This is a genomic window from Ruania albidiflava DSM 18029, assembly GCF_000421225.1.
GTDB classification, from domain to species: domain Bacteria; phylum Actinomycetota; class Actinomycetes; order Actinomycetales; family Beutenbergiaceae; genus Ruania; species Ruania albidiflava.
This window is the reverse complement of sequence record NZ_ATWL01000009.1, coordinates 1-20,270: the sequence shown is the minus strand read 5'-3', so window position 1 is coordinate 20,270 and position 20,270 is coordinate 1. Positions and strand designations below refer to the sequence as shown.

18 protein-coding genes and 1 tRNA gene are annotated in these 20,270 nt (G+C 67.4%); 5 read left to right on the top strand and 14 right to left on the bottom strand.

The window, feature by feature from the left end:
* Window positions 1-43: 43 nt before the first annotated feature.
* From K338_RS0111465 to K338_RS22165, 5 genes are all read right to left on the bottom strand, one after another.
* A complete protein-coding gene (locus K338_RS0111465; RefSeq protein WP_022918317.1) occupies window positions 44-1,249 on the bottom strand; it encodes a hypothetical protein in 1,206 nt (401 codons plus the stop codon).
* A gap of 43 nt (window positions 1,250-1,292) precedes the next feature.
* Window positions 1,293-1,598, bottom strand: a complete 306-nt coding sequence (locus K338_RS0111460) for a hypothetical protein (RefSeq protein WP_022918316.1) — start codon at window positions 1,596-1,598, stop codon at window positions 1,293-1,295.
* 123 nt (window positions 1,599-1,721) lie between these two features.
* On the bottom strand, window positions 1,722-2,006 hold the full coding sequence (locus K338_RS0111455; protein ID WP_022918315.1) for a WXG100 family type VII secretion target: 285 nt from the start codon (window positions 2,004-2,006) through the stop codon (window positions 1,722-1,724).
* A 92-nt stretch (window positions 2,007-2,098) separates the two neighbouring features.
* Entirely contained in the window at window positions 2,099-6,676 is a 4,578-nt protein-coding gene (locus K338_RS22170) for a type VII secretion EssC family protein (protein WP_022918314.1), read from the bottom strand.
* Window positions 6,677-6,724: 48 nt separating this feature from the next.
* Complete coding sequence (locus tag K338_RS22165; protein ID WP_022918313.1) at window positions 6,725-8,395, bottom strand: RDD family protein; 1,671 nt, start codon at window positions 8,393-8,395, stop codon at window positions 6,725-6,727.
* Window positions 8,396-8,491: 96 nt separating this feature from the next.
* Between K338_RS22165 and K338_RS24505 the strand changes: the two genes are divergently transcribed.
* Window positions 8,492-9,442 carry a spermidine synthase gene (locus tag K338_RS24505; protein ID WP_022918312.1) on the top strand — a complete coding sequence of 317 codons (951 nt, stop codon included), beginning with the start codon at window positions 8,492-8,494 and terminating at the stop codon, window positions 9,440-9,442.
* Here the strand turns inward: K338_RS24505 and K338_RS25835 are convergent.
* A complete protein-coding gene (locus K338_RS25835) occupies window positions 9,411-9,575 on the bottom strand; it encodes a hypothetical protein (RefSeq protein ID WP_022918311.1) in 165 nt (54 codons plus the stop codon). The two genes, K338_RS24505 and K338_RS25835, sit on opposite strands and share 32 nt — an antisense overlap.
* Window positions 9,576-9,765: 190 nt before the next feature.
* Here K338_RS25835 and K338_RS22155 point away from each other — a divergent pair, with 190 nt between their 5' ends.
* Complete coding sequence (locus tag K338_RS22155; protein WP_051154783.1) at window positions 9,766-10,752, top strand: ATP-grasp fold amidoligase family protein; 987 nt, start codon at window positions 9,766-9,768, stop codon at window positions 10,750-10,752.
* A 117-nt stretch (window positions 10,753-10,869) separates the two neighbouring features.
* Here K338_RS22155 and K338_RS0111425 read toward each other — a convergent pair.
* Window positions 10,870-10,958, bottom strand: a tRNA-Ser gene (locus tag K338_RS0111425).
* A gap of 119 nt (window positions 10,959-11,077) precedes the next feature.
* Here K338_RS0111425 and K338_RS22150 point away from each other — a divergent pair.
* A complete protein-coding gene (locus K338_RS22150; protein WP_022918309.1) occupies window positions 11,078-11,914 on the top strand; it encodes an NAD-dependent protein deacetylase in 837 nt (278 codons plus the stop codon).
* Here K338_RS22150 and tadA read toward each other — a convergent pair.
* The gene (gene tadA / locus K338_RS22145; protein WP_277050606.1) at window positions 11,906-12,400 is read right to left on the bottom strand and encodes a tRNA adenosine(34) deaminase TadA; all 495 of its coding nucleotides are present in this window, start codon (window positions 12,398-12,400) and stop codon (window positions 11,906-11,908) included. The genes K338_RS22150 and tadA overlap by 9 nt on opposite strands.
* 142 nt (window positions 12,401-12,542) lie before the next feature.
* Here tadA and upp point away from each other — a divergent pair, with 142 nt between their 5' ends.
* The gene (gene upp, locus K338_RS0111410; RefSeq protein WP_027286749.1) at window positions 12,543-13,181 is read left to right on the top strand and encodes a uracil phosphoribosyltransferase; all 639 of its coding nucleotides are present in this window, start codon (window positions 12,543-12,545) and stop codon (window positions 13,179-13,181) included.
* Window positions 13,182-13,348: 167 nt separating this feature from the next.
* Here the strand turns inward: upp and K338_RS0111405 are convergent, their stop codons facing one another.
* The 6 genes from K338_RS0111405 to K338_RS22135 form a co-directional block, all read right to left on the bottom strand.
* Window positions 13,349-14,344, bottom strand: coding sequence for a nucleoside hydrolase (locus K338_RS0111405; RefSeq protein WP_022918306.1), 996 nt, complete (start codon window positions 14,342-14,344; stop codon window positions 13,349-13,351).
* Between the two features lie 4 nt (window positions 14,345-14,348).
* Window positions 14,349-15,203, bottom strand: coding sequence for a carbohydrate ABC transporter permease (locus tag K338_RS0111400; RefSeq protein ID WP_022918305.1), 855 nt, complete (start codon window positions 15,201-15,203; stop codon window positions 14,349-14,351).
* 2 nt (window positions 15,204-15,205) lie between these two features.
* Window positions 15,206-16,114, bottom strand: a complete 909-nt coding sequence (locus K338_RS0111395) for a carbohydrate ABC transporter permease (RefSeq protein WP_022918304.1) — start codon at window positions 16,112-16,114, stop codon at window positions 15,206-15,208.
* The gene (locus K338_RS0111390) at window positions 16,111-17,421 is read right to left on the bottom strand and encodes an ABC transporter substrate-binding protein (protein ID WP_084481056.1); all 1,311 of its coding nucleotides are present in this window, start codon (window positions 17,419-17,421) and stop codon (window positions 16,111-16,113) included. Before K338_RS0111390 ends, K338_RS0111395 begins: the two co-directional genes overlap by 4 nt.
* An 81-nt stretch (window positions 17,422-17,502) precedes the next feature.
* Window positions 17,503-18,453: a ribokinase gene (locus K338_RS22140; RefSeq protein ID WP_022918302.1), complete on the bottom strand. Its 951-nt coding sequence runs from the start codon at window positions 18,451-18,453 to the stop codon at window positions 17,503-17,505.
* Complete coding sequence (locus K338_RS22135) at window positions 18,450-19,526, bottom strand: LacI family DNA-binding transcriptional regulator (protein ID WP_084481098.1); 1,077 nt, start codon at window positions 19,524-19,526, stop codon at window positions 18,450-18,452. Before K338_RS22135 ends, K338_RS22140 begins: the two co-directional genes overlap by 4 nt.
* Before the next feature lie 455 nt (window positions 19,527-19,981).
* On the opposite strand from K338_RS22135, the gene K338_RS0111370 reads away from it, so the two are divergent.
* Window positions 19,982-20,270 (top strand): transposase (locus K338_RS0111370; protein ID WP_027286747.1); only part of this gene is annotated, 289 nt, incomplete at its 3' end.

Sequence of the window (20,270 nt, the reverse complement as noted above, 5' to 3'; positions counted from 1 at the left end):
CGATGCAGATGTGATGCCTGATTCGGCCGTCACGCTCTAAACCTCACAGCAACGCGCCCATCCACTTTGGCGACGGGTCGTTCCAGTCAGTGACGGAACCCACGCGTCCAGACCAGGTGGAGATATTGCCAGCGAACTGGAGGCCGAAATCCACCCGGGAGAGGTTGCGAATAGCGTTCTGGCCACCGATGAAGGCTTCCCGTCCGCCCGGGCCGAAGTACAGCTTCATGTGCTCGCGGTGCACAGCCTTCGGCCCTTCCGATCCCATAGCCGCCTTCTTGAAGCCGCCTTTACCGTTGAAGGTGAAGGCCTTTTCCTTGAAGAACTTGCCGTCCAGCTTCTGGAGGCCGTTCGCGCGCTTGAGGTCGGCAAATTTCCCCAGCGCGCCATTCCCGAACGCCTTGAGTCCACGTGACCCGTGCAGCAGCTTCGTCATGTTGCTGAGCTTGCCTACGGGTAATACCCCTAGGGCTGCGAAGAAGATGTCCATCCCCGACTTCTCGCCGAGGTTGTACTGGATGATGGTCACGGCCAGGTAGGCGACAGCGACGGCCAGGGCGATGGCAGCGATCACCCAGCCGCCGACGAAGAGCGCGACAACTCCCAGAACCAGTGCCGCGATGCTCAGAAAGTCACCGATCGCATCCCAGAAGCTGTCTTTGATCTTGTCTGCCATCTCTTCGGTGATGCCGTCGACGGCCTCTTCGAAGATGACTTCCCACGAGTCTTCGTTGCCAGGGTCCCCATACCAGCGGTCGAAGTTCTCGGCGCTTTCTTCCCACTCTTCGTAAGCGGCCTTCTTGGCAGCATCCTCTTCGGCGTTCTGCTCGGCTTCCTCGCTCCCCTCCTCGGGCTGGAAGATGCCGCCGGTGCCACGGGGATCGACGTAGCCCGGCAGGCTGGCAAACGTCTCCCAGCGGCTCTCCGCCTGGTCAACATAGACCTCGATCAAGATCTGAGCGACCGCGAGTTTGTTGCCATACGTCTCGATCACGGGCCCCACAGGCTGATAGAGCTCACCGGCCTGCTTGAGGATCTCGTGGGAGTCCCCGATCGACTCCCTCAGCTTCTCGATCGCCTTGCCCTTCTGGCTCTCACCGTCCAGAGCTCGAGACTTGACCTTCTCCAACAGCTCGGCGCTCTCGATCATCTGGTCGCCGAGCGACTTGATCGTCGCACCCCGGCTCTCGATCTCGCTCGGACTGCCCTCGACATACTTGATCTCTCGCCCCTTCGGGGACAACGGCATCGGTATCATTGACTACAGATTCCCTCTCTGCGCCCCGCCGGGCCTACTTCTCCGGCTCAAGCTGGATGGCGGTCTCGGTATCCCACTTCTGGATCTCATCGATGACGCCGCCGACGTGGTCGCGGACACCCTCAAGCCCATCCTTGAGCTGAGTGCGCTTGTCGTCCCAGCGTTCCTCGAAGTCCCTCGCCTTGGACTGGAGCTCCCCTCGGCCATACGGGGTACCGATCGCAGCTTCCAGGTTCTCAGAGTTTTCCGTCGCGTTCCCGAATTCTTCGATGATCGCATCAAGCTGCGTCTTGACCGTCTCGAGCTCACTCAGCTTGATGTATATGTCTTCGCCTGCCATGGCTCCCGGCCCCTGGTTTGCTTACGTCGAACATTGGCGTGACGCACCCAAGTGCGCCGATCAGACGGGCTGTGGGGTCGGCCCTCCCGGGGCCGACCCCACAGCCCGCATCTTGGGACTCGATCAGCCAGCGAGCTGGTCGTCCAGGTCGCGGATGGCCTGAGCCATGTCGCGAAGTGCCTGCGCCATCTCGGCGACACCCTCAGAGGCGTCCTTCAGACCACTGGTCAGGTCGTCGTAGCCGTCCTTGAACTTGCCGGACGCCTTCTCGGTCTTGAAGCCGTCCTCGACGAGCTCATCGACGTAACCCTGGCACTCGGTGAGCGCGTCGTCGATGCTCTCCTTGCCGTCGTCCAGCTTGCCAGCGCAGGACTCCATCTCGTCGTATGTTGCACCGAAGTCGGTCATGAAAACTACCTTCCTGATGTTCTCGGATGGTGCCCCTCCTGGACCACCTACACCTACTGTATGGAACTCTGCTCACCGGGCAATGGGGACCACTACCCACCCACGCCTGCAGGTGCCACCGGCGCGGTGGCTTCGGCGCTGGCGACTCCGTTGCCGGAGGTCGGTCCGACGTCGTCGGGGGAGACGAACGGCACATGCATCGTCACGGCCCGGCCCGCCTGTACGAAGATGCCCCGTCCGTCCGGGAAGTCGGTGCGCTTGACCCGCCCGAACGGCACCTTGAACAGGGTGTCGCCGTCGTAGGTGTCCGGTTTCAGGGCGATCCCCTGGCGGGCGGACTTCCACTCGCCGAGCACACCGGATCCGCCGCCGGCACGGCTCACGTCCGACTCGCCGATGAGGAGGTGGTCGCTGTTGTTGATCGCCTGCAGCAGGCCGCGCATAGTTCGGTCCGCGGGGCCATCGGCCAGGTGCGGGATCTCCTCGACCACTATCAGGATCCGATCGGTCACGGACTCGTCGGAGACGATGTCGATCAGCTCGGAGGCCAGCTCCTTCTCCTCGTCCGGGCGCACCGCGCTGCGCACCCAGGGTCGGAAGTCTGCGAGCTGGGCACGGCGGTTCCCGAAGTGGAACAGCTTGATATTCGGGTCGAAGCGTTCCATCGCCACAACCAGCGACCGCAGCGTGTTCGTCTTGCCGGACTGCGGTGGTCCGACGATGGTGAACGACCCCACAGGGTCGAAGCCACGCGGCGCGAGCGTATCGTCGGCAATGCCGAAGACCGGCATGCCCTCGACCACGTCGGGCATCTCCCGGACGCTGATCCGGGTGGGTAGCGAACGGATCTCCGGAGCCTCCGGCATCCCCTGCTCGCGCAACTTCTCCGCCAGCTGGTCCAGCGCCTTGGTCTGCTCAGCCACGTTGGTCGTGCCCCCAAGCACCGCAACCTGCGCCTCGTTCTTCTCGATCACCGCGCGTCCTGGTGCGGACTGGTCGTCGAGGATATCCTTGTCCACGCCGAGCAGCGAGTACTGGTTCGGGTCAGACAGACGCATGACGATCTTGCGGGAGATGTTCGCAGAGACTGCGGTGGGCACTGCGCCGCCACGGTCGGCAGCGATCGCCGCGTGCACTCCAAGTGGGCGTCCCTCACCGAGAACCCGCATGAACACCTGGTAGAACGGCGCCCGCTGGGAGGAGATCTCCCACTCCTTCTTGAAGTCCGGGTAGTTGTCGATGAGCAGGAAGATGCGTGCTGTGGTGGGATCGGCCAGCTCCCGATACTCGCTGAGGTTGGCAGCATTCACCTTCGAGAACGCAGCAGCGCGGCGGTCGAGCTCCGCGCCGAGGGTGCGCATCAGGCGCTGCACGCGTTCGGCGTCGTCACCGTCGATGATCGACCCTACGTGCGGCAGACGCTCCAGCACGCCCAAGGCGCCGGATGCGAAGTCCAGGCCGTACACCTGAGCGTTGCCAAGGTCAGGGCGCATACCTGCCGCCGTGGCCAGCGACTTCAGCGCCGTGGACTTGCCGGCTCCGGAGGTGCCGAGGAACAGGATCGACCCCTCCCGGTCCGGCACGAAGTACGTGGCCTTTTGCTCCTGGCGTTCTGGGATGTCGGCGAGGCCAAGGAGCACCTGGCTGTCGCCCTCTGCGGGCAGGTCAGCCAGCTCGACCACCGGTGCCAGGTCGTCCAGCCACGGTCGGCGGGGCACCATCAGCTGCGCCACGTCGGCCGCCCGGATGAGCGTGTTCACGATCCGCTTCTGGTCGTTCGGGCCGAGGTCCTCGTCGTGGGAGTCTGACTCCGGGGGGCGTTCCGGCTCCCACTCGGTGACCGACCCGAACCGCAGCTCGGCCACCTTGACCTCTGCCGTCACGACCTGGTCCTGGCTGGTCCAGCCGCCAGCGTACGCAGACTGGAACGGGGTGAGGCGGCCAGGGCCGGTCTTCGCGATCCCACGTCCTGGGATCGAGGGTGGGAAGGACGCGGCAATCGTATCGTCGACGACGTCACGGGAGTCGGCCTCATCTGCCATCCGTAGCGCGACGCGCAGGTTCGTGTTCGCGCGCAGGTTGTCCTTGATCACCCCGGCCGGACGCTGGGTGGCCATGATCAGGTGGATGCCGAGGGAACGGCCACGCTGGGCGATGTCGACCACGCCGTCGACGAACTCCGGCACCTCACCTGCCAGTGCGGCGAACTCGTCGATCACCAGCACCAGCGCGGGTGGGCACTCCGGGTCCTGCCGCTTCTCCAGCTCCAGCAGGTCCTTGGCCTTCTTCCGGTTGAACAGGTGCTCCCGGTAGTGCAGCTCGGCCCGCAGGCTGGTCAGCGCACGACGCACCAGGTGCGGGCTCAGATCAGTGACCAGGCCCACGCAGTGCGGCAGGTCCACACAGTCGGCGAACGCTGATCCGCCCTTGTAGTCCACGAACAGGAACGTCACCCGGTCCGGGCTGTGCGCTGAGGCGATACCCAGCACCCACGCCTGCAGGAACTCCGACTTGCCCGCACCGGTGGTGCCGCCGACCAGGGCGTGCGGCCCTTGGCTGCGCAGGTCCAGGGTCATCGCGTCGCTGGCGCCCTGTCCGATGATCGCCCGCAGGTTCCCGGCCTTCTTCAGCCGCGGCCGTGGCGCGTCCGAGCGGTCGATGATGGTGTTGTTCTGCCGCCACCGGTCCACCACCGCGTTCGGGTCCTCAGCGATCTCGTGCCCCACCAGGGACAGGAACATCACCGCGTTCGGGATGTCGGACTCGTCATGGACCACCGTGCTGGCGTCCACGACCGGGGCGAGCCGCTTGGCGAACGTCTCCATGTACGCGTTCGAAACACCCTCCACCCGGATGTGCTGGTGCAGATCTCCGTTCCGCACCAGCCCGATCGTCGCGTCCTCCAGGCCGTTGGTGACATCGACGAAGCTGCGGCACACCGCCGGCAGGGACTCCACAGTGGGTGAGACGAACAGGGCGTGCACGCTCACGTCTGCACCCCGTTCGAGCACCTGAGTCAGCCGTGCCCGGTCCACCGGCGCGTCGTTGGTGACCAGGACGATCACCGAGATCTTCGCCCGAGACTTCGTCTCCTGGGCTGCCTTGTTGACGTCCGTGCCGTACTGCATCGGGTTCCAGGTCTCGGAGAACGGCCCGCGGGGATCCGGGTTCTTCCCGGCGCGCAGGACGTACTCCTCCAGCGCACTGAGCAGCGCTGTGGCCGCAGGCGCGGAATCCGCGAGCGGGAGCGACTTGAACGGGCTGGTCTCGCTGGTGGTGTGCGGGAGCCACTTCACCCACTCCAGCTCGCCGGCCCACTCCGAGTCGGTGAAGGCGACCGTGACCACCTCGTTCGGCGCGTGCAGCCCGAAGAGCTGCATCGCCAGACCACGCAAGGTGTCCGCGGCAGGCCCGGTGGGACCAGCGATCCCGATCGATCCCACGGCCGACAGCGACTCCAGCACAGGGACGTTGTCCACATACCGGTAGCGCTCCTTGAGCCGGTCGACGCGCTCCACGTATTCCGGCAGCCCGTCCTCGGCGTCGCGGTGGGCGATCGAGTTCCGTGAGGGTGCACGTCCGGTACCGAGCCGCAGCGCGAGGAAGTTCCAGTGCTCCGGCCGCCTGGTCCACAGCATGGGCCCGAGCCGCGTGGCATGCTCGAACACCTCGGCGACCGGCGGCACCTCCTCGTTGCGGGCGCGTTCCTCCTCGGGTTTCGCCCGGTAGAGCGTCTCCTCCAGCTCTTCGAACTGCCGCTCGAAGAGCTCCATCTCGTAGTTCTGCTTGTTCCCGGCTTGGCGCTTCTGGTTGATGTAGTTCCCGAGCGCCATCATCGGCGTCATGATGATCAGCAGCAGCGCACGTTCCCGGCCGGTGATCGCGTAGATGGCGCCGGCCATGATGATCGGCGCCACCAGCATCGTCCACGGGAAGAGCTTCTGCACCATCTCGGTGGGCATCCGGGGCGGCGGATGCTCCACCCCCGGGTACCGGACATCCACCCGCGGACTGCGGTTGAACAACAGCCCGCCACCGCGCTCCAGGATGGGGTCCTGGGCGGAGCCGTCAAAGTCACCAGCGAGGTAGAGCACCAGCGTGGTGCCGCCGATCACGAACGTCTGCCCAGGCACCAAACGAGCGCGCTGCACCGGAGTGCCGTCCACGATGACCCCGTTGGCGGAGTTCAGGTCGACCAGCTCCACGTACCCGCCGACCTCGATCCGGGCATGCTTCTTGGAGACCAACGGGTCAGCAAGCACGATGTCGTTCGACGGGTCCCGGCCGATGGTGGCGTGCCCCATGGTGAGGGGAAACTCCTTGCCCCGCAGCGGCCCGTCGGTCGCGCGGAGCACCCCGACCGCATCCCGCGCGGCGGCAGACGGGGACAACGAGGTGCGCGGGCCGAGGTTGACCACGGACGCGGCGAAGCCAGAACCGATCGCGGCCTCACCCATGTGCGCGTCCGGCTGGAGCGGTTCCATCCGCTCGGCGGTCGGCGGTGCCACCGCGAGGGTGAGCACATCCTCCTCACCGGCGACGATCGTGCGTGCCGGGTCGGCCTCGGCGATGTGGCGGGCCACATCACCGGCTGTCGCGGTCGAGTCAGCGGTGACCACGACGTCTGTGGGGGCAACACCGTGCCGATGCAGTGTCAGCTTGACCTTCACGCGCTACGCCCCATCCTCACGCTCGTCCTCCACCGGCGGGACCGTCCGTCAGGAGTGCCCCACCACCGCTGTACGCTCCCCGAACCGTACCGTGTCGCCCGGGAGAGCGAGAAGCGGAGCCCCAGGTTCCAGCCTGCGTTCCGCCCCCTCGTGCACGACGGCGGTGCCGTTGGTGGATCCCAGGTCCGTCACCTCGATACCGCCGTCGGTGGGGACTACGGCCAGGTGGGTCTTGGACACCGAACGGGTCTGGTCAGCCACCGGGACGGGTCGACCGGACGCATGGTTCGATGACGGGTCGCGGCCGAGCACCAGGGCTTCGGTGACCGGAATCTGTCCTCCGTCGTCGACGTAGAGCACGCAACCGGGCACGGACAACCGAGTCTGCTCAACCTCGGCCGCGACCACGTCGGCACCGGGCGCCGGCTCGTCGGACGCCGCTGCCGCCGGACCGTCCCCATGCGCCGGGGGCGCGGGGGCAGCCGGGCTAGCAGCCTCGAGCTCCGCCGCTGCAGCTGGCGAAGCCGGTTCAGCCGGCCGTGCCGATTCAGGCGGCGGTGCTGGTGCAGCGGGCGGCGCCGGTTCAGGCGGCGCACCTGCCGCTACACCCGCGGATTGGCCGGCTGCTGCCTCGGGTCCACCCTCACCTGTCGACGCGGCGGGTGGCGACGCCCCCCAAGGGGTACCGGTCACCATGCCGTCGGTGCGGGGCACCGGAGCAGGGATCTGCGGTGCAGCAGGTGCTGGGGGCGTGTAGGCCGGCTTCGGCGGCGATGACGCTGCCGGTGGCGTGCCTGACCCGGTGGACAAGTCCGCCCCGGGCCGGGCGTCCTCGGCGCTGGCCGCATCACCCCGGGTCGCCGGCCGGTAGCCACCGAAGACCGGGCGTCCGGGGGTCGGCTCAGCCGGCAGCGGCGCCTCTGTCGGTTCCTCCGCACCGCTGAGACCCACCTCCGGGCGCGGTCCGGCACCGTGCGGTCGGGCGACGCCCAGCACCCCAGCACTCACCCGACCACCTGGCCGGTACTCCCCGTCTCCGCCCTGCACGGACGGCGTAGCCAGCGAGGGCAGCGGCTTGTGCCCGGCAACAGGTTCAGCGGTCACCATCTTGCGCGCGATCCGCATCCGCTTCTCGTCATAGGGGTGCAGCCCCTTGCGCACGTCGACATACCAGTTCTGCCCCACCAGGTCGTGCCAGCCGCGGCCCCGCTTCTCCCGATCGAAGAGTGGCGACAGGCAGAACAGGATCGGACCCACCACCAGCACGCTGGATCCGATGAGCACCAGGGCGCGCAGCACCATGCGCCAGAACCCGGGCCGCTCCAACGTCTTGACGTTCACCGAGCGGATGCCCATGATCCCCTTGCCGATCGTGACGCCCTTCCGCCCGTGCAGCACGAGCTGCACGATGCAGAAGGCCAGGCTGAGCACGAACGAGATGCTCGCCATCACGATCGCAAGGATGAAACCAGGGTGGTTCACCAGGCCGTACAGACTGATCCGACCGAAGTAGAGCTTGAGCAGGAGCGGCAGGGCGAAGACCCAGTAGGGCACCTGCAGCACCAGGTAGACGACCAGGTCGATCGTCGCAGCCAGCGCGCGGCGCAGCATCGGCGCATGCACCAGACCGAGCGCAGCGGCGTAGGCAGGGTCCGGCTTCCCGAGCTCGTCCAGACCCTCGATGACTTTCTCGTCGTCGCCGACTTCCCAGATCGTCACCGGAGTCGGCCTCCCTTCCGCGCACCCAACACTGCTCCCGCCACCGGTCACCGTACCGACCCATCGGCGACCTCCCTCGCGTGGCAGGATAATCGGATGTCGACCTGCGTCCCACCCCCCTCCGAGGACTCCGCTGAACCGCACCCGACTGAACAGGTCGTCCTGTCCAGCGGTCGCGTGGCCCAGCTGGTCCCGCGCGAGGGCGGCTGGTCACTGGAGATCAACGGTGCCCGGCAGTCCCACCTCGGCCCTGCTGGAGCACCACCAGCGCTGGCCGCGGTGCGTTGGATGCGCGCCGCACTCGGCGCACGCCTCCCTGCCCGGAGCGCTCACCTAGGCGGTGGTCTGCTCACCCTGCCACGTGCCATCGCGCACGACCGGCCCGGCGCCGAACAGGTAGTGGTCGAGCTGGAGCCGGCTCTGGTCACGCTTGCCGAGGCGCGTTTCGGCCTGCCCGACGGCGTCACCATCCGGTGCGAGGATGCTCGCGCCTGGCTCGAGTCCCCCTCTCGGCGCGACCTGGACACCATCGTCATCGACATCTTCGCTGCGGACCGGATACCGCCGGAGTTCACCTCCGTGGAGTGCTTCCGCGCCGCGTACGCGGCGCTGTCGGACCGCGGACGGCTGGTGATCAACTCGGTGGCAGGTCCCGACCTGGAGTTCACCCGACGCGAGCTGGCGACCATGCAGGCGGTGTTCGCGCACGTGGCGATGATCGTGCAGGGCTCGTCCCTGCACGGGCTACGGTTCGGGAACGCGATCCTCGTCGGTTCGAAGGTGCCGTTGGACACCGAGGCGATCCGGGCCCGGCTGAAGGGGGACGAGTCACGTCCAGCGTTGGTCACGGACCTCGATCCGATCATCGACGGAGCGAGCCCGGTCACCGATGCCGACCAGCTGTGGTCGCCGGAACCGCGGATGCCGAAGTTCGACGACGCGTTGAAGGCGCTCGATGCCGTGCGGACGATGAAGAAGCAGGTCGAAGCGCTGCGCGACGAGACCCGAGCCGCAGCTACCGAGCAGCGCCGGTCGCCTTCCTCTTGACCCACAGGAAGATGGCGGTCACCACGAACAGCACGATGCCGAGGAACGCCAACCAGAGCAGTCCCTTGATCACGAAGCCGAGCACGGACAGCACGAGCCACGCGATCAGCAAGAACACCAAGAACCCGACCATGGACCGAGCCTAGGCCGCAGCCGGTGGCACCGCATGGTGAGCACGTCGCTGGTGCCGGCGGTCGCTGGCCGTGTCAACAGCCAACAGCCGGACGCTCGCATATGGTGATCGGGTGGTAGACAGGCAACGACCTCCAGGGCGCGAACTCGTACTCGCATCTATAGCGAATGCCCAGACCTCTGACCGGCTCATGCGCGCCGCAGTCGAGCGAACCTTCCACCCCAACCTCATCGCGGGCATGGACCCTCAAGCCCTCGCCCGCCGCACGGAGTCGCTGCGGGCCGAGGCCACACCACACCACGTCAGCCACCGGGTCCTGCGCCGCCTCGAACGCAACAGGCTCGGCATCAGGCGCTCTATCTCCTTCCGAGCCAAGGTCCACGAGATGTCCGAGGCCCGATACCTCGATGGCGTCCTTCGACCCACCTGGCGCCTCGATACCAAGAACAGTGCCTACAACTTCGTCGACGCCATCGGCGTGCGGCGCCCCCGATCCGACAAGAGTCGATACTCTCTCGCCGACGCCCCCAAGGACTCCCCCGGTGTCCTCAAAGCCACCAGATCAACGGGCTCGCGTGGCTGCTACCTGATCTACAGCGAAGACCACATCGTGCACGTGCGCGACGGACAGACCTTTGAGTCCATCGGCGAGATGACCCAGCACGCCCACAAGCTGATGAACGCACAGAGAAACCCGGTCCGAGACAACTGGATGTGGGAAGAACTCATCCTCGAGGACGTAGCGAACCGAATCCCGGCCCGCGACCTGAAGTTCTACGCCTTCTACGGCGAGGTCGTGATAGTGCGCGAATCCGTGCGGACCGGCGCAGAGACGAAGGTCGCGTACTGGGACGCCGATACCCAGCAGCGCGACATGGGTCACCCGCAGGACTTCGACTTCCCGCGCCTCGGGTTCACACCGGACGAGGCGAGCCTGGTGTCAGACATCAGCCTGCAGATCCCGCACCCCTATGCGCGGATCGACATGCTGAAGAGCGAAGACGGTCTCGTGGTCGGCGAGTTCACACCTCGCCCCGGCAACTTCGACGAGTTCAACGACGACTGGGACCGCATTCTGGGTGAAGCGTGGGTACGTGCAGAGTCCAGGCTGATGGCCGATCTCCTGTGCGGGAAGTCGTTCCAGCCCTTCCTCGAAGCCACCAACCTCCTGACGTAGCGCCAACTCTTTGTGCTACGGACCTCCCGGTTCCTGCTACGTGCTCTGCCCAGCACCCGAACCGTAGACGTGATGAAGGCGCCAACCCACTCACTGCGGGGTGGCGCCTTCATCACATGGCGGTAGCGGTGGGATTTGAACCCACGGTGGCTATGAACCACACAGCATTTCGAGTGCTGCACCTTCGGCCGCTCGGACACGCTACCTAGCCGGACCAGAGTACTGGCAGCGGCACCGCTGACCAAAATCCGCCAGGGTCGAGACGTCGCTGGCGGCAGCGCATCGTCGTAGGCTCAGCCGGGCAGCAGAACCAGAGGGAGCAGCAGTGCCATCCACCAGCGAGCCTGACGTCTCGGCTCTCACGGCGTTGCTCACCGGGCGCCGCTTCGTCGTGCTCACCGGGGCGGGCATATCCACGGACTCGGGTATCCCCGACTATCGCGGCCCGGACTCTCCACCGCGCACACCGATGACCTACGACCAGTTCGTCTCCGACGAAGGCTTTCGGCGGCACTACTGGGCACGCAACCACGTCGGCTGGCGGCACATGCGCACCCGCCGGCCGAACGCCGGGCACCAGGCGGTCGTCCGGCTGGAGGAGCGAGGTCTGGTCACCGGGGTGATCACCCAGAACGTGGACCTGCTGCACCAGGCCGCCGGCTCCCAGCAGGTGATCGACCTGCACGGTCACTACAACGAGGTGATCTGCCTGTCGTGTCACCTGATGCTCCCCCGCAGCCAGCTGGACCAGATGCTGACCGCCCTCAACCCGGAGTTCACCGAAGCGGTGGCCGATGTGGAGATTGCGCCGGATGCGGACGCCGTCATCGCCTCCACCGAGGGTTTCCGGGTGCAGCCCTGCCCGCGCTGCGGCGGCATCCTCAAGCCGAACATCGTCTACTTCGGGGAGAACGTGCCCAAGGACCGCGTCGCCGCCGCCTACCGCCTGGTAGACGCCAGCGAGGCCGTGCTGGTGGCCGGATCCTCTCTGGCGGTGCTGTCTGGACTCAGGTTCGTGCGGCACGCACACCGCAACGGCCTGCCGGTCGGCATCGTCAACCGGGGCGCCACTCGCGGGGACGACGTCGCGAACGTGCACCTGGAGGCCGGCACCTCCGCCGCCCTCACGGCGCTCGAGGCCGAGCTGCCCGACCTACCCTGAGGCTGCTGGTTCCGGCGGCGCCTGCCCAGCAGCCTGTCGCCGCGCGGCGAAGAACTCGGTGAGCAGGTGGGTGGACTCGCCCGCCAGCACCCCGCCGGTCACCTGCACCTGGTGGTTGAGCCGAGAGTCGCGCACCACGTCCCGGGTGGAGCCGCACGCCCCTGCCTTCTCGTCCCAGGCTCCCAGCACCAGCCGCTGCACCCGCGCGAGGACGATCGCCCCGGCGCACATGGTGCACGGCTCCAGGGTGACCACCAACGTGCACCCGGTCAGCCGCCAGTCCCGCTGCTCCACCCCCGCCCTACGCAGGGTGAGGATCTCGGCATGCGCTGTGGGATCGCCGTCGACCTGACGGCGGTTACCGGCTCGGGCCAGCACCGCGCCGGCCGGAGAGAGCAGCACCGCACCCACCGGTACGTCGCCGCGCTCACCTGCCTGGCGTGCCTGCGCCAGGGCCAGGCGCATCGCCTCCTCATCAGTGCTCACACCACCAGTCTGCCCGCCCCGACGAACTTGCTCGTCGATCTGGTCACCGAGCGCGGCCATTTCGACGAGCAATCTCGTGGGAGTCGTGGCCAGACCGGTGAACGAGGTCGGGAGCGGTGGTGCGCGCTCCTACACTGTGCCCATGCGCCTGCACGTCGCCGACCACCCGCTCATCGCCCACAAGCTGACCGTCCTGCGCGACGTGACCACCCCTTCACCGGTGTTCCGCCAGCTCACCGAGGAGCTGGTCACCCTGCTCGCCTACGAGGCCACCCGGGAGATCCGCACCGAGCAGGTGGAGATCGACACCCCGATCGCTCGTACCACCGGTGTGGCGCTGGCCGAGCCGCGCCCGATCGTGGTGCCGATCCTGCGGGCCGGGCTGGGCATGCTGGAGGGGATGACGCGGCTGCTGCCCACGGCCGAGGTCGGGTTCCTCGGACTGCAGCGCAACGAGGAGACCCTGCAGGCGTTCACCTACGCCAACCGGCTCCCGGACTCCCTCTCCGGCCGGCAGTGCTACGTGCTCGACCCGATGCTGGCCACCGGCGGCACCCTGGTCGCGGCGATCGAGTACCTGTTCGAGCGCGGCGCCCAGGACGTGACCGCCGTCTGCCTGCTCGCCGCACCAGAGGGGCTGCGGTTGGTGCAGGACTCGATCGGCGACCGGGCTGATGTGCAGATCGTCACCGCCTCTGTGGACGAGCGCCTGAACGAGAAGGGGTACATCATCCCCGGGCTCGGTGACGCCGGCGACCGCCTCTACGGCGTCGTGGACTGATCACCGGCTCCCCGACCGACTGGCGATGGTGTGCAGGGCGCTTGTTCTGGGCGCACGTACGCCGTGGCTTCCCCACGCAGAGATGCGCAAGCCCGTCGAACGCGCACAGCGCGGCTGATTCTCCGGTCGGCACCTCCGCACGGTCGCCCGGACCGGTCGCCCGGGCGTCAGGCACCGAGCGTACGGAGGAGCAGCTCCACCAGGGCGTCGTTGTCGACATCAGTGACCACATCGATCGGTCGGTGCCGGGGCACGTCCACCCCGGTCGCGAGCCGCACGGCGTCCGCGTCCCACCGCAACGGGCGTGCCCGGGTGAGGCCCGTCAGCTCGACATCGACTGTACAGCGCTCGATGCGGGCGATGCCTCGGTCGACGAGTAGCGCTGCGGCGAGCGGGTCGTGGAGGGCACATCCCTCGCGGCCCCTGGCGCGCTCCACGTGGCGCACCCACGGCTCGGTCGTCTTCGCGAGATAGGAGGCCAGCTTCGTGCCCGCTGTTCCGAGCCGCTCGACGTCGCGGAGACGCAGCGCCGTGCGGATGGTCACATCGAGCGGCACCAGGGTGACAGGGGCGCCCGAAGCGATCACCTGACGCGCCGCCTCAGGGTCCACCCCGAAGTTCAGCTCCTGGAAGTAGCCGGGCACGTCGAAGGCTCCACCCATGACGATGATCTCAGCGACATCCTCGGCCAAGCCGGGATGCAGCGAGAGCGCGTGCGCGATGTTTGTGAGCGGCCCGACCGCGGCGATCGTGATCTTCCCCGGCGCTGCGGCGACACGTGCGGCGATCTCTGCGGCCGCATCCGCCTTCTCTGGCAGGGGATAGTCCCTGGGCGGGGCGACTCCCTGCCAGAAGGGCGCCGACTTCGCGTCCCGCCGCGCTCGCTCACGCCGGTCGGTCCACGGATCCTGCGGTTCGAGGAGCGCTGTCGCCGCGCCGAGGCACACGGGGACGTCGACTCCGACGTCGTCGAGCATCGTCCGCGCGACGCGGTATCCAGTGTCGCGGTGGGTGTTGCCCGTGACGATCGTGACGAGCTCGAGTTCGATCCCCTCAGCCTCGAGAAGGAAGCCGAGGGCGAGCCCGTCGTCGATGTCGGTCACGGGTACGCCGTTGCCCGGGTCGCAGTCGAGGATGACTCGGCGGATGGGGGTGTCGCTCATGGTGTTACTCCTTCGTGCCTGAGCTTGCGGTGGAACCGGTGAAGTGCCGCTGGAAGAACAGCAGCAGCAGGAGCGGGATCGCGGCCGTGAGGATCGCGGCGGCGAACATCTGGCCGTAGTCCACGCCCGTCTCCTGCGCGAAGTCCGCGATCGCGACCGGGGCGACCCGGACGTCCGGGGCTGGTGCGATGAGCAGCGGCCAGAGGAACGACTGCCACTGGAACACGAACAGGATGAGCCCAGCGCCGATCATCGGACCTCGCGACAGCGGCAGGTAGATCCGGCGGAGAACGCCGAACCAGGAGAGGCCATCGAGACGGCCTGCCTCTGCAAGCGAGGAGGGGATCCCCATGAAGAACTGCCGCAGCAGGAAGATGGACAGACCGTTGCCGAGGGCCGGGAGGATGAGTCCCGCGTAGCTGTTGGCGAGACCCATCTCGCGGAAGGAGGCGGAGAGCGGGATCGCGATCGCCTCGAACGGAACGAGGAAGCACACCACCATGAAGGCAAACACCGCGGTGCGGCCGGGGAACGGCAGAACGGCGAGCGCATACCCCGCGAGGGCCGCGACGACAAGCCCGAGAGCGACGCCGAAGAAGGCGACGCTCACCGAGTTGACAAGCGCCAGCGCGAATGGGCTCTGCAGCACGGACAGGTAGTTGTCGAGGCTCACGGACTCCGGGAACAGCGTGCGCCAGCTGAATGGCGAGAGGTATCGGAAGATCTCCTCGCCCGGGCGCAGCGAGGAGATCCCCGCCCAAACGAGCGGCGCCATCGAGACGATCGCGACCGGCACCGCAAGCAGCAGCGCGCGACGGCCCGACCTAGCCTCGCCGCGGGTGGCAGATTGGTTCACCACGATCAGTCCTCCTTCCCCGGCAGCATCCGGAACTGGATAGTCACTACGACGATGACGATCGCCACGAGGACGAGGGTCGCAGCGGAGGCCGCCTGGGTGTCTCCGAGGGTGTAGGCACGCTCGGAGATGTTGTGCATGAGGAGATCCGTTCCCCCTTGCGGTCCGCCTTGGGTCAAGATGCGCACGGGCGCGAACACGAGGAAGTTGGAGACGGTGTCCGCGACGAGCACGAACAGCAGCGGCCGGCGCAGGCCGGGAAGTGTGATGCTCCAGAACTGCCGCCACCCGTTCGCGCCATCGAGGGCGGACGCCTCGTACAGCGAGGAGGGGATCTCCTTGATCCCGGTGACCAGGAAGGTCATCCAGTAGCCGACACCCACCCACGAGCAGACGATGACGATCGAGATCAGCGCCCATCCCGGCTCGGTCAACCACGGCACTGTCGGTAGACCGATGGCTGACGCCAGGCCGTTGAGCGGCCCGTCCGGTCGCAACATCACGAGCCAGATGATCGCCGACACCGCCTGAGGCACGGCGATCGGGAGCAGGATGAAGGTGCGCCAGAGGCCGACCGCCGGGATGTGCTTGGTGAGCAGCACCGCTAGGGCCAGGGCTAGCGCGATCTGGATGGGGTTGACGATGACCGAGAAGAGCAGCGTCACCCAGACCGAGTTCAGGAAAGATGGGTCGGAGAAGATGTACGCGAAGTTCGACCACGGTGACCTCTCCCCTCCCAGCGGCACAGCCTCGGCCATCGCGGTGACGGTCGGGATGATTCGAAGGAGCAGCAGCAGCACGACGGCGGGGAGCAGCAGCACGACTGCACTGATCCACGTCTCCCGTCGGACGAGCGATCGGCGTGTCCTGCCGCGTGTGACCTCGCGTTCGGTGCGGGCGGTGACGGACGTCATCGTTCGTTCCCTTCTGCTTCGGCGGCGAGCTCGCGCAGCCGGTCGAGCTGCCGCTCGAGCGCCTCCTGCGCACTGCCGAGCACGCGGCGCGGGTCCGCGCCGTTCCGGATGTCGCTGAAGGCGTTGTTCATCTCACTCTCGAACTGCACGTATCCGGCGCTCGTCGGACGGTGGCGTGCGTAGTGCTCCGTGTCCTCCTGGAACAGCTCTCCGAAGTGCGCCGTCTGCTCAGGGGCGAGCTCTTGGATGTAGCCGACATATTCGTCGAAGGCCTCGTGCTGCACCGGCGGCAGCGTGTTCACGCTGGATGCCAGCTGGGCGCCCTGCGGATCGAGCGTCGCGAACTGGACGAAGTCGCGTGCGATCTCCTGATGCTCGCTCGTTGCGCTGACGCCGATCGCCCACGAGTCCGTCGGGGTGACGATCGGACCGTCCGCGAAGTACGGGTGCGGCGCGATTCCCCACTCGCCGGGGAAGTCGCCGTCGGCAATCCGGCCAATCGCCGAGGCGCCGCCGAGCAGGAACGCAGAGTGGCCGGCACGGAACAGATCGACCATCTGCGCCGGATCCACGCCTCGGGGCGCCAGCCCGTCAGCGTACAGCCCGCCATACCACTGGCCGAACCGCTCCCACTCCTCCGTGTCAACAGCGGGGGTGAGCCCGTCCGGCCCTTCGAGCCCGGGCCCGGCGCCCATCGACTCGAGCAACGGCTGCAGCGCATAGTAGCGGTCGACCTGATCCATGCCAATGCCGTACTGCGCGTCTCCGGCGTCGACGAGGCTGCGTGACATGTCGACGACCTCCTCCCACGTGAGCCGGTCCGCCGAGGTCGGCCCGGGAACGGGAAGCCCCGCCTCCTCCAGGAGGGTGCGGTTGTAGAAGAGGAAGTTGTCGCTCGTCCAGAGCGGGTAGGCCCACTGTCTGTCGTCGACGGTCACTGAGGAGATCGCGGCCTGCGAGACGTTCGCCTCCATCTCCGGGAGGTGGTCGGTCTCCTCGGTGAGAAATCCCTGCTGCACCATGTTCGCTAGTCGTGGCGGATCGACGGAGACGATGTCGATGCTCGTGTCGCCCGAGCTCAGCCGTGCCTGCGTCTGCTCGACCATCTGCTCGAAGGGCACGCTCTGCAGCTCGATGCTCACCCCGGGGTGCGCCTGCTCGAATGCCTCGGCAACCGGCTCGTAGGCGCCGGCGTGCGGGTTGAGGAAGGTGAGCGTCACCTCCTCGCTACCCGACGCCTGACATCCGGTCACGGCGACTCCGGCGACCAGAACGATCGCCGCTGAGAGCGTTCGTGGTCCTCTCATCTCTCACTCCTTTCCTCGGTCTGCCGGACCGTCCGTGCCTGCACGATCGACTCCGGGCAGGCTGTCCTTGTCGGAGACGGGTCAGTCCTGGTCGTTCTGTTCGGGCACTGCGCGCTCTGCCAGGAACCGTTCCACCTCCGAGGCGGTCGGCATCCCCTCCCTCGCGCCGATGCGTAGTGTCGCGACCGCTCCGGCAGCGCACGCCCGGCGCATCGCCCCGGTGAGGCCGGTGCCGGAGACGAGCTCGGTGGTCAGTACGCCGCAGAAGGTGTCGCCCGCCCCCGTAGTGTCCACCGGGTCAACGGGGAATCCCGCCTGGATCACGGTCTCCTCGCGGCTCACTGCCACGGCCCCGTCCGCGCCGAGAGTGACGACGACCACACGCGGACCCGCCTCAAGCAGGCTCCGCGCGCGCTGCTCCCAGTCGTCGCCGACGGCGTGCAGCGTCGCGGCCTCGCTCTCGTTGACGACCAGGACATCGGTGCGGGCGATGAGCTCGCGCAGCTCATCGCCAATCACAGTCAGCAGGGGCGAGGCGTTGAGGGTCACCGGGATGCCGAGACCGGCCGCGCGGCGCGCAGCCTTCGTGGCGGCTGCCATCGGGATCTCCAGCTGCAGTAGTAACGCATCTGGAGCACTCTCGACGCTGCTCGAGACGCCGAAGCTCTCGCCCGTCAGCGCGGCGTTCGCCCCCGCGGCGACGGTGATCGTGTTGCTTCCCGCGTCGTCAACGACGATCAGCGCGACCCCGCTGGGATGCGCCTCGACACGCTTCACCCGAGCGAGGTCGAGCCCCTCTCCCGCCAGTTCATCGATCAGCCTGCCCCCGAATCCATCGCTGCCTATGCAGGCGTGCAGCTCCACTTCAGCACCGTACCGAGCGGCGGCGACGGCCTGGTTGGCGCCCTTGCCCCCCGAGCGGTAGGAGACGTCGCCCCCGAGGACCGTCTCCCCCGGTTGCGGGAGCCGATCGACCCCAACGACCAGGTCGAGGTTCACGCTTCCGACCACGGCGATCCGGTGCTTCGTCATCGTTCGCTCTTCTCCGCCTCGTCCTGCGGCCCGTCGTGCCGTCCGGGGTTGTGCGCGGCGTAGTCGACGTCGGGGCACCCGCAGCTGCCGCCGGTGCTCAACTCCACGGGCAGCACGATGCGCCGTCCGTCCGTCGGCGTCGCGTCGCCCTGGGCGAGGAGCTGTTCTATCGCGTGCTCCGCCAGCAGCCCCACCGGCTGCTTGATCGTGGCGAGGCTCGGCACCGTGAGCAGCGAGGCAGCGATGCCGTCGAAGGAGATGATGGCGATGTCCGCCGGGCAGGAGAGACCCTGCTCCTCGATCGCGCGCATCACGCCGAGCGCCTGCTCGTCGCTCGCAACGAAGATCGCGTCCGTCCCGGGGTTCCTGCTCAGGATGTCGCGCGCCGCCCGGTACCCTGCGAAGCGGTCGAAGGCAACTTCGCGCAATGGTGCAGCGTCGGGATCCAGCGGGGACGCGGCGAGCGCGTCGCGCCACCCCCGCACGCGCTCCCTCGTGTACCCCACCTCGACCGGACCGGAGATGCAGGCGATCCGTCGACGTCCGTGCCAGATGAGGTGCTCGGTCGCGAGACGCCCACCCTGGCGGTTGTCGGACAGCACCTGGGCGGGGACGTTCTCCAGCTCGGTGAGACGATCCATCAGGACCCATGGCGTGTTCGTGTGCGCGAACTTGGCGGCCGCCGCCGTGGAGTCCCGCGACGGTATGAGCAGCACGCCAGCGACCCGGTGATCGAGGAAGGCCTGGACGTAGGCGTTCTCGCGCTCCGTGCTGTCGGCGGCGTTGCCCAGCAGCATCGTGTACCCGAGAGGGAAGGCAGCCTCCTCGATCGCCCGAGCGAGCTCGGCGAAGTAGATGTTCGTGTTGTCCGGCACGACCAGGCCGATCGTCATCGTCCGGTTCGTCCGCAACGAGTTCGCCAGCGGGTTGGGCCGGTACCCGAGCTTCTCGATGGCACGCAATACGCGCTCCCTGGTCGCAGGGGCTACGCCCCTCGGCCCGTCGTTCATGACGTAGCTCACGACCGCCGGGGAAACTCCGGCAAGTCGAGCGACGTCGTTGCGATTCACCATCTTCGGCTCCATCAACTCCAGTTGATCAAATCTCGAGAGACCTTGTCACATCAACCGTCGGTAGACAAGGGAGCCCAGAGAATCGCTGGCGCTGAGGTTTGCGTTCCCAGATTCAACTCCGGTTGATCGCCGCGCAACTGTCGGCGGCGTGGAAGGTGTCAACTGAGTCCACTTTGGCCCCTGTTGTCCTGCGCTGGGAGCCGGGGCACGGTGGAATCGACCGCATCCCGCCGGAGCACGGAGTAAGGACGTGAGGTGAGCCTTTTCTCCGGCGCCGACATGGAGCTGCGGCAGCTGGTTGGGGCGGTCTTCGATCCGGCGCTGATGCTGGCCCCTATCCACGACAGACGTCGATCCAGCGTCGGCCCGGGACTCACCAGGCGGCCGTTCTACAGCGGGTCACGGCTAGGGCGTGTCTCCCATATGTGAGGGGGTTTTGCCTTGAGGGTTGAGGGATGGCTACTACTGCAGCGTCCCGGGATCGGGCTCTTTCGGATGAGCAGTGGGAGCGGATTGAGCCGTTGCTGCCCTCGAACGAGGGTCGTAAGGGGCATCCGTTCGAGAACAACAGGATGATCGTGGAGGGCATCATCTATCGTGCTCGGACCGGTATTCCGTGGCGGGATCTGCCCCGGGAGCGGTTCGGACCCTGGCAGACGGTGTGGAAGCGCCACTACCTCTACGCACGGCTGGGAGTGTGGGACGAGATCCACGCGGTACTGATGGCTCAGGCTGATGCTGGCG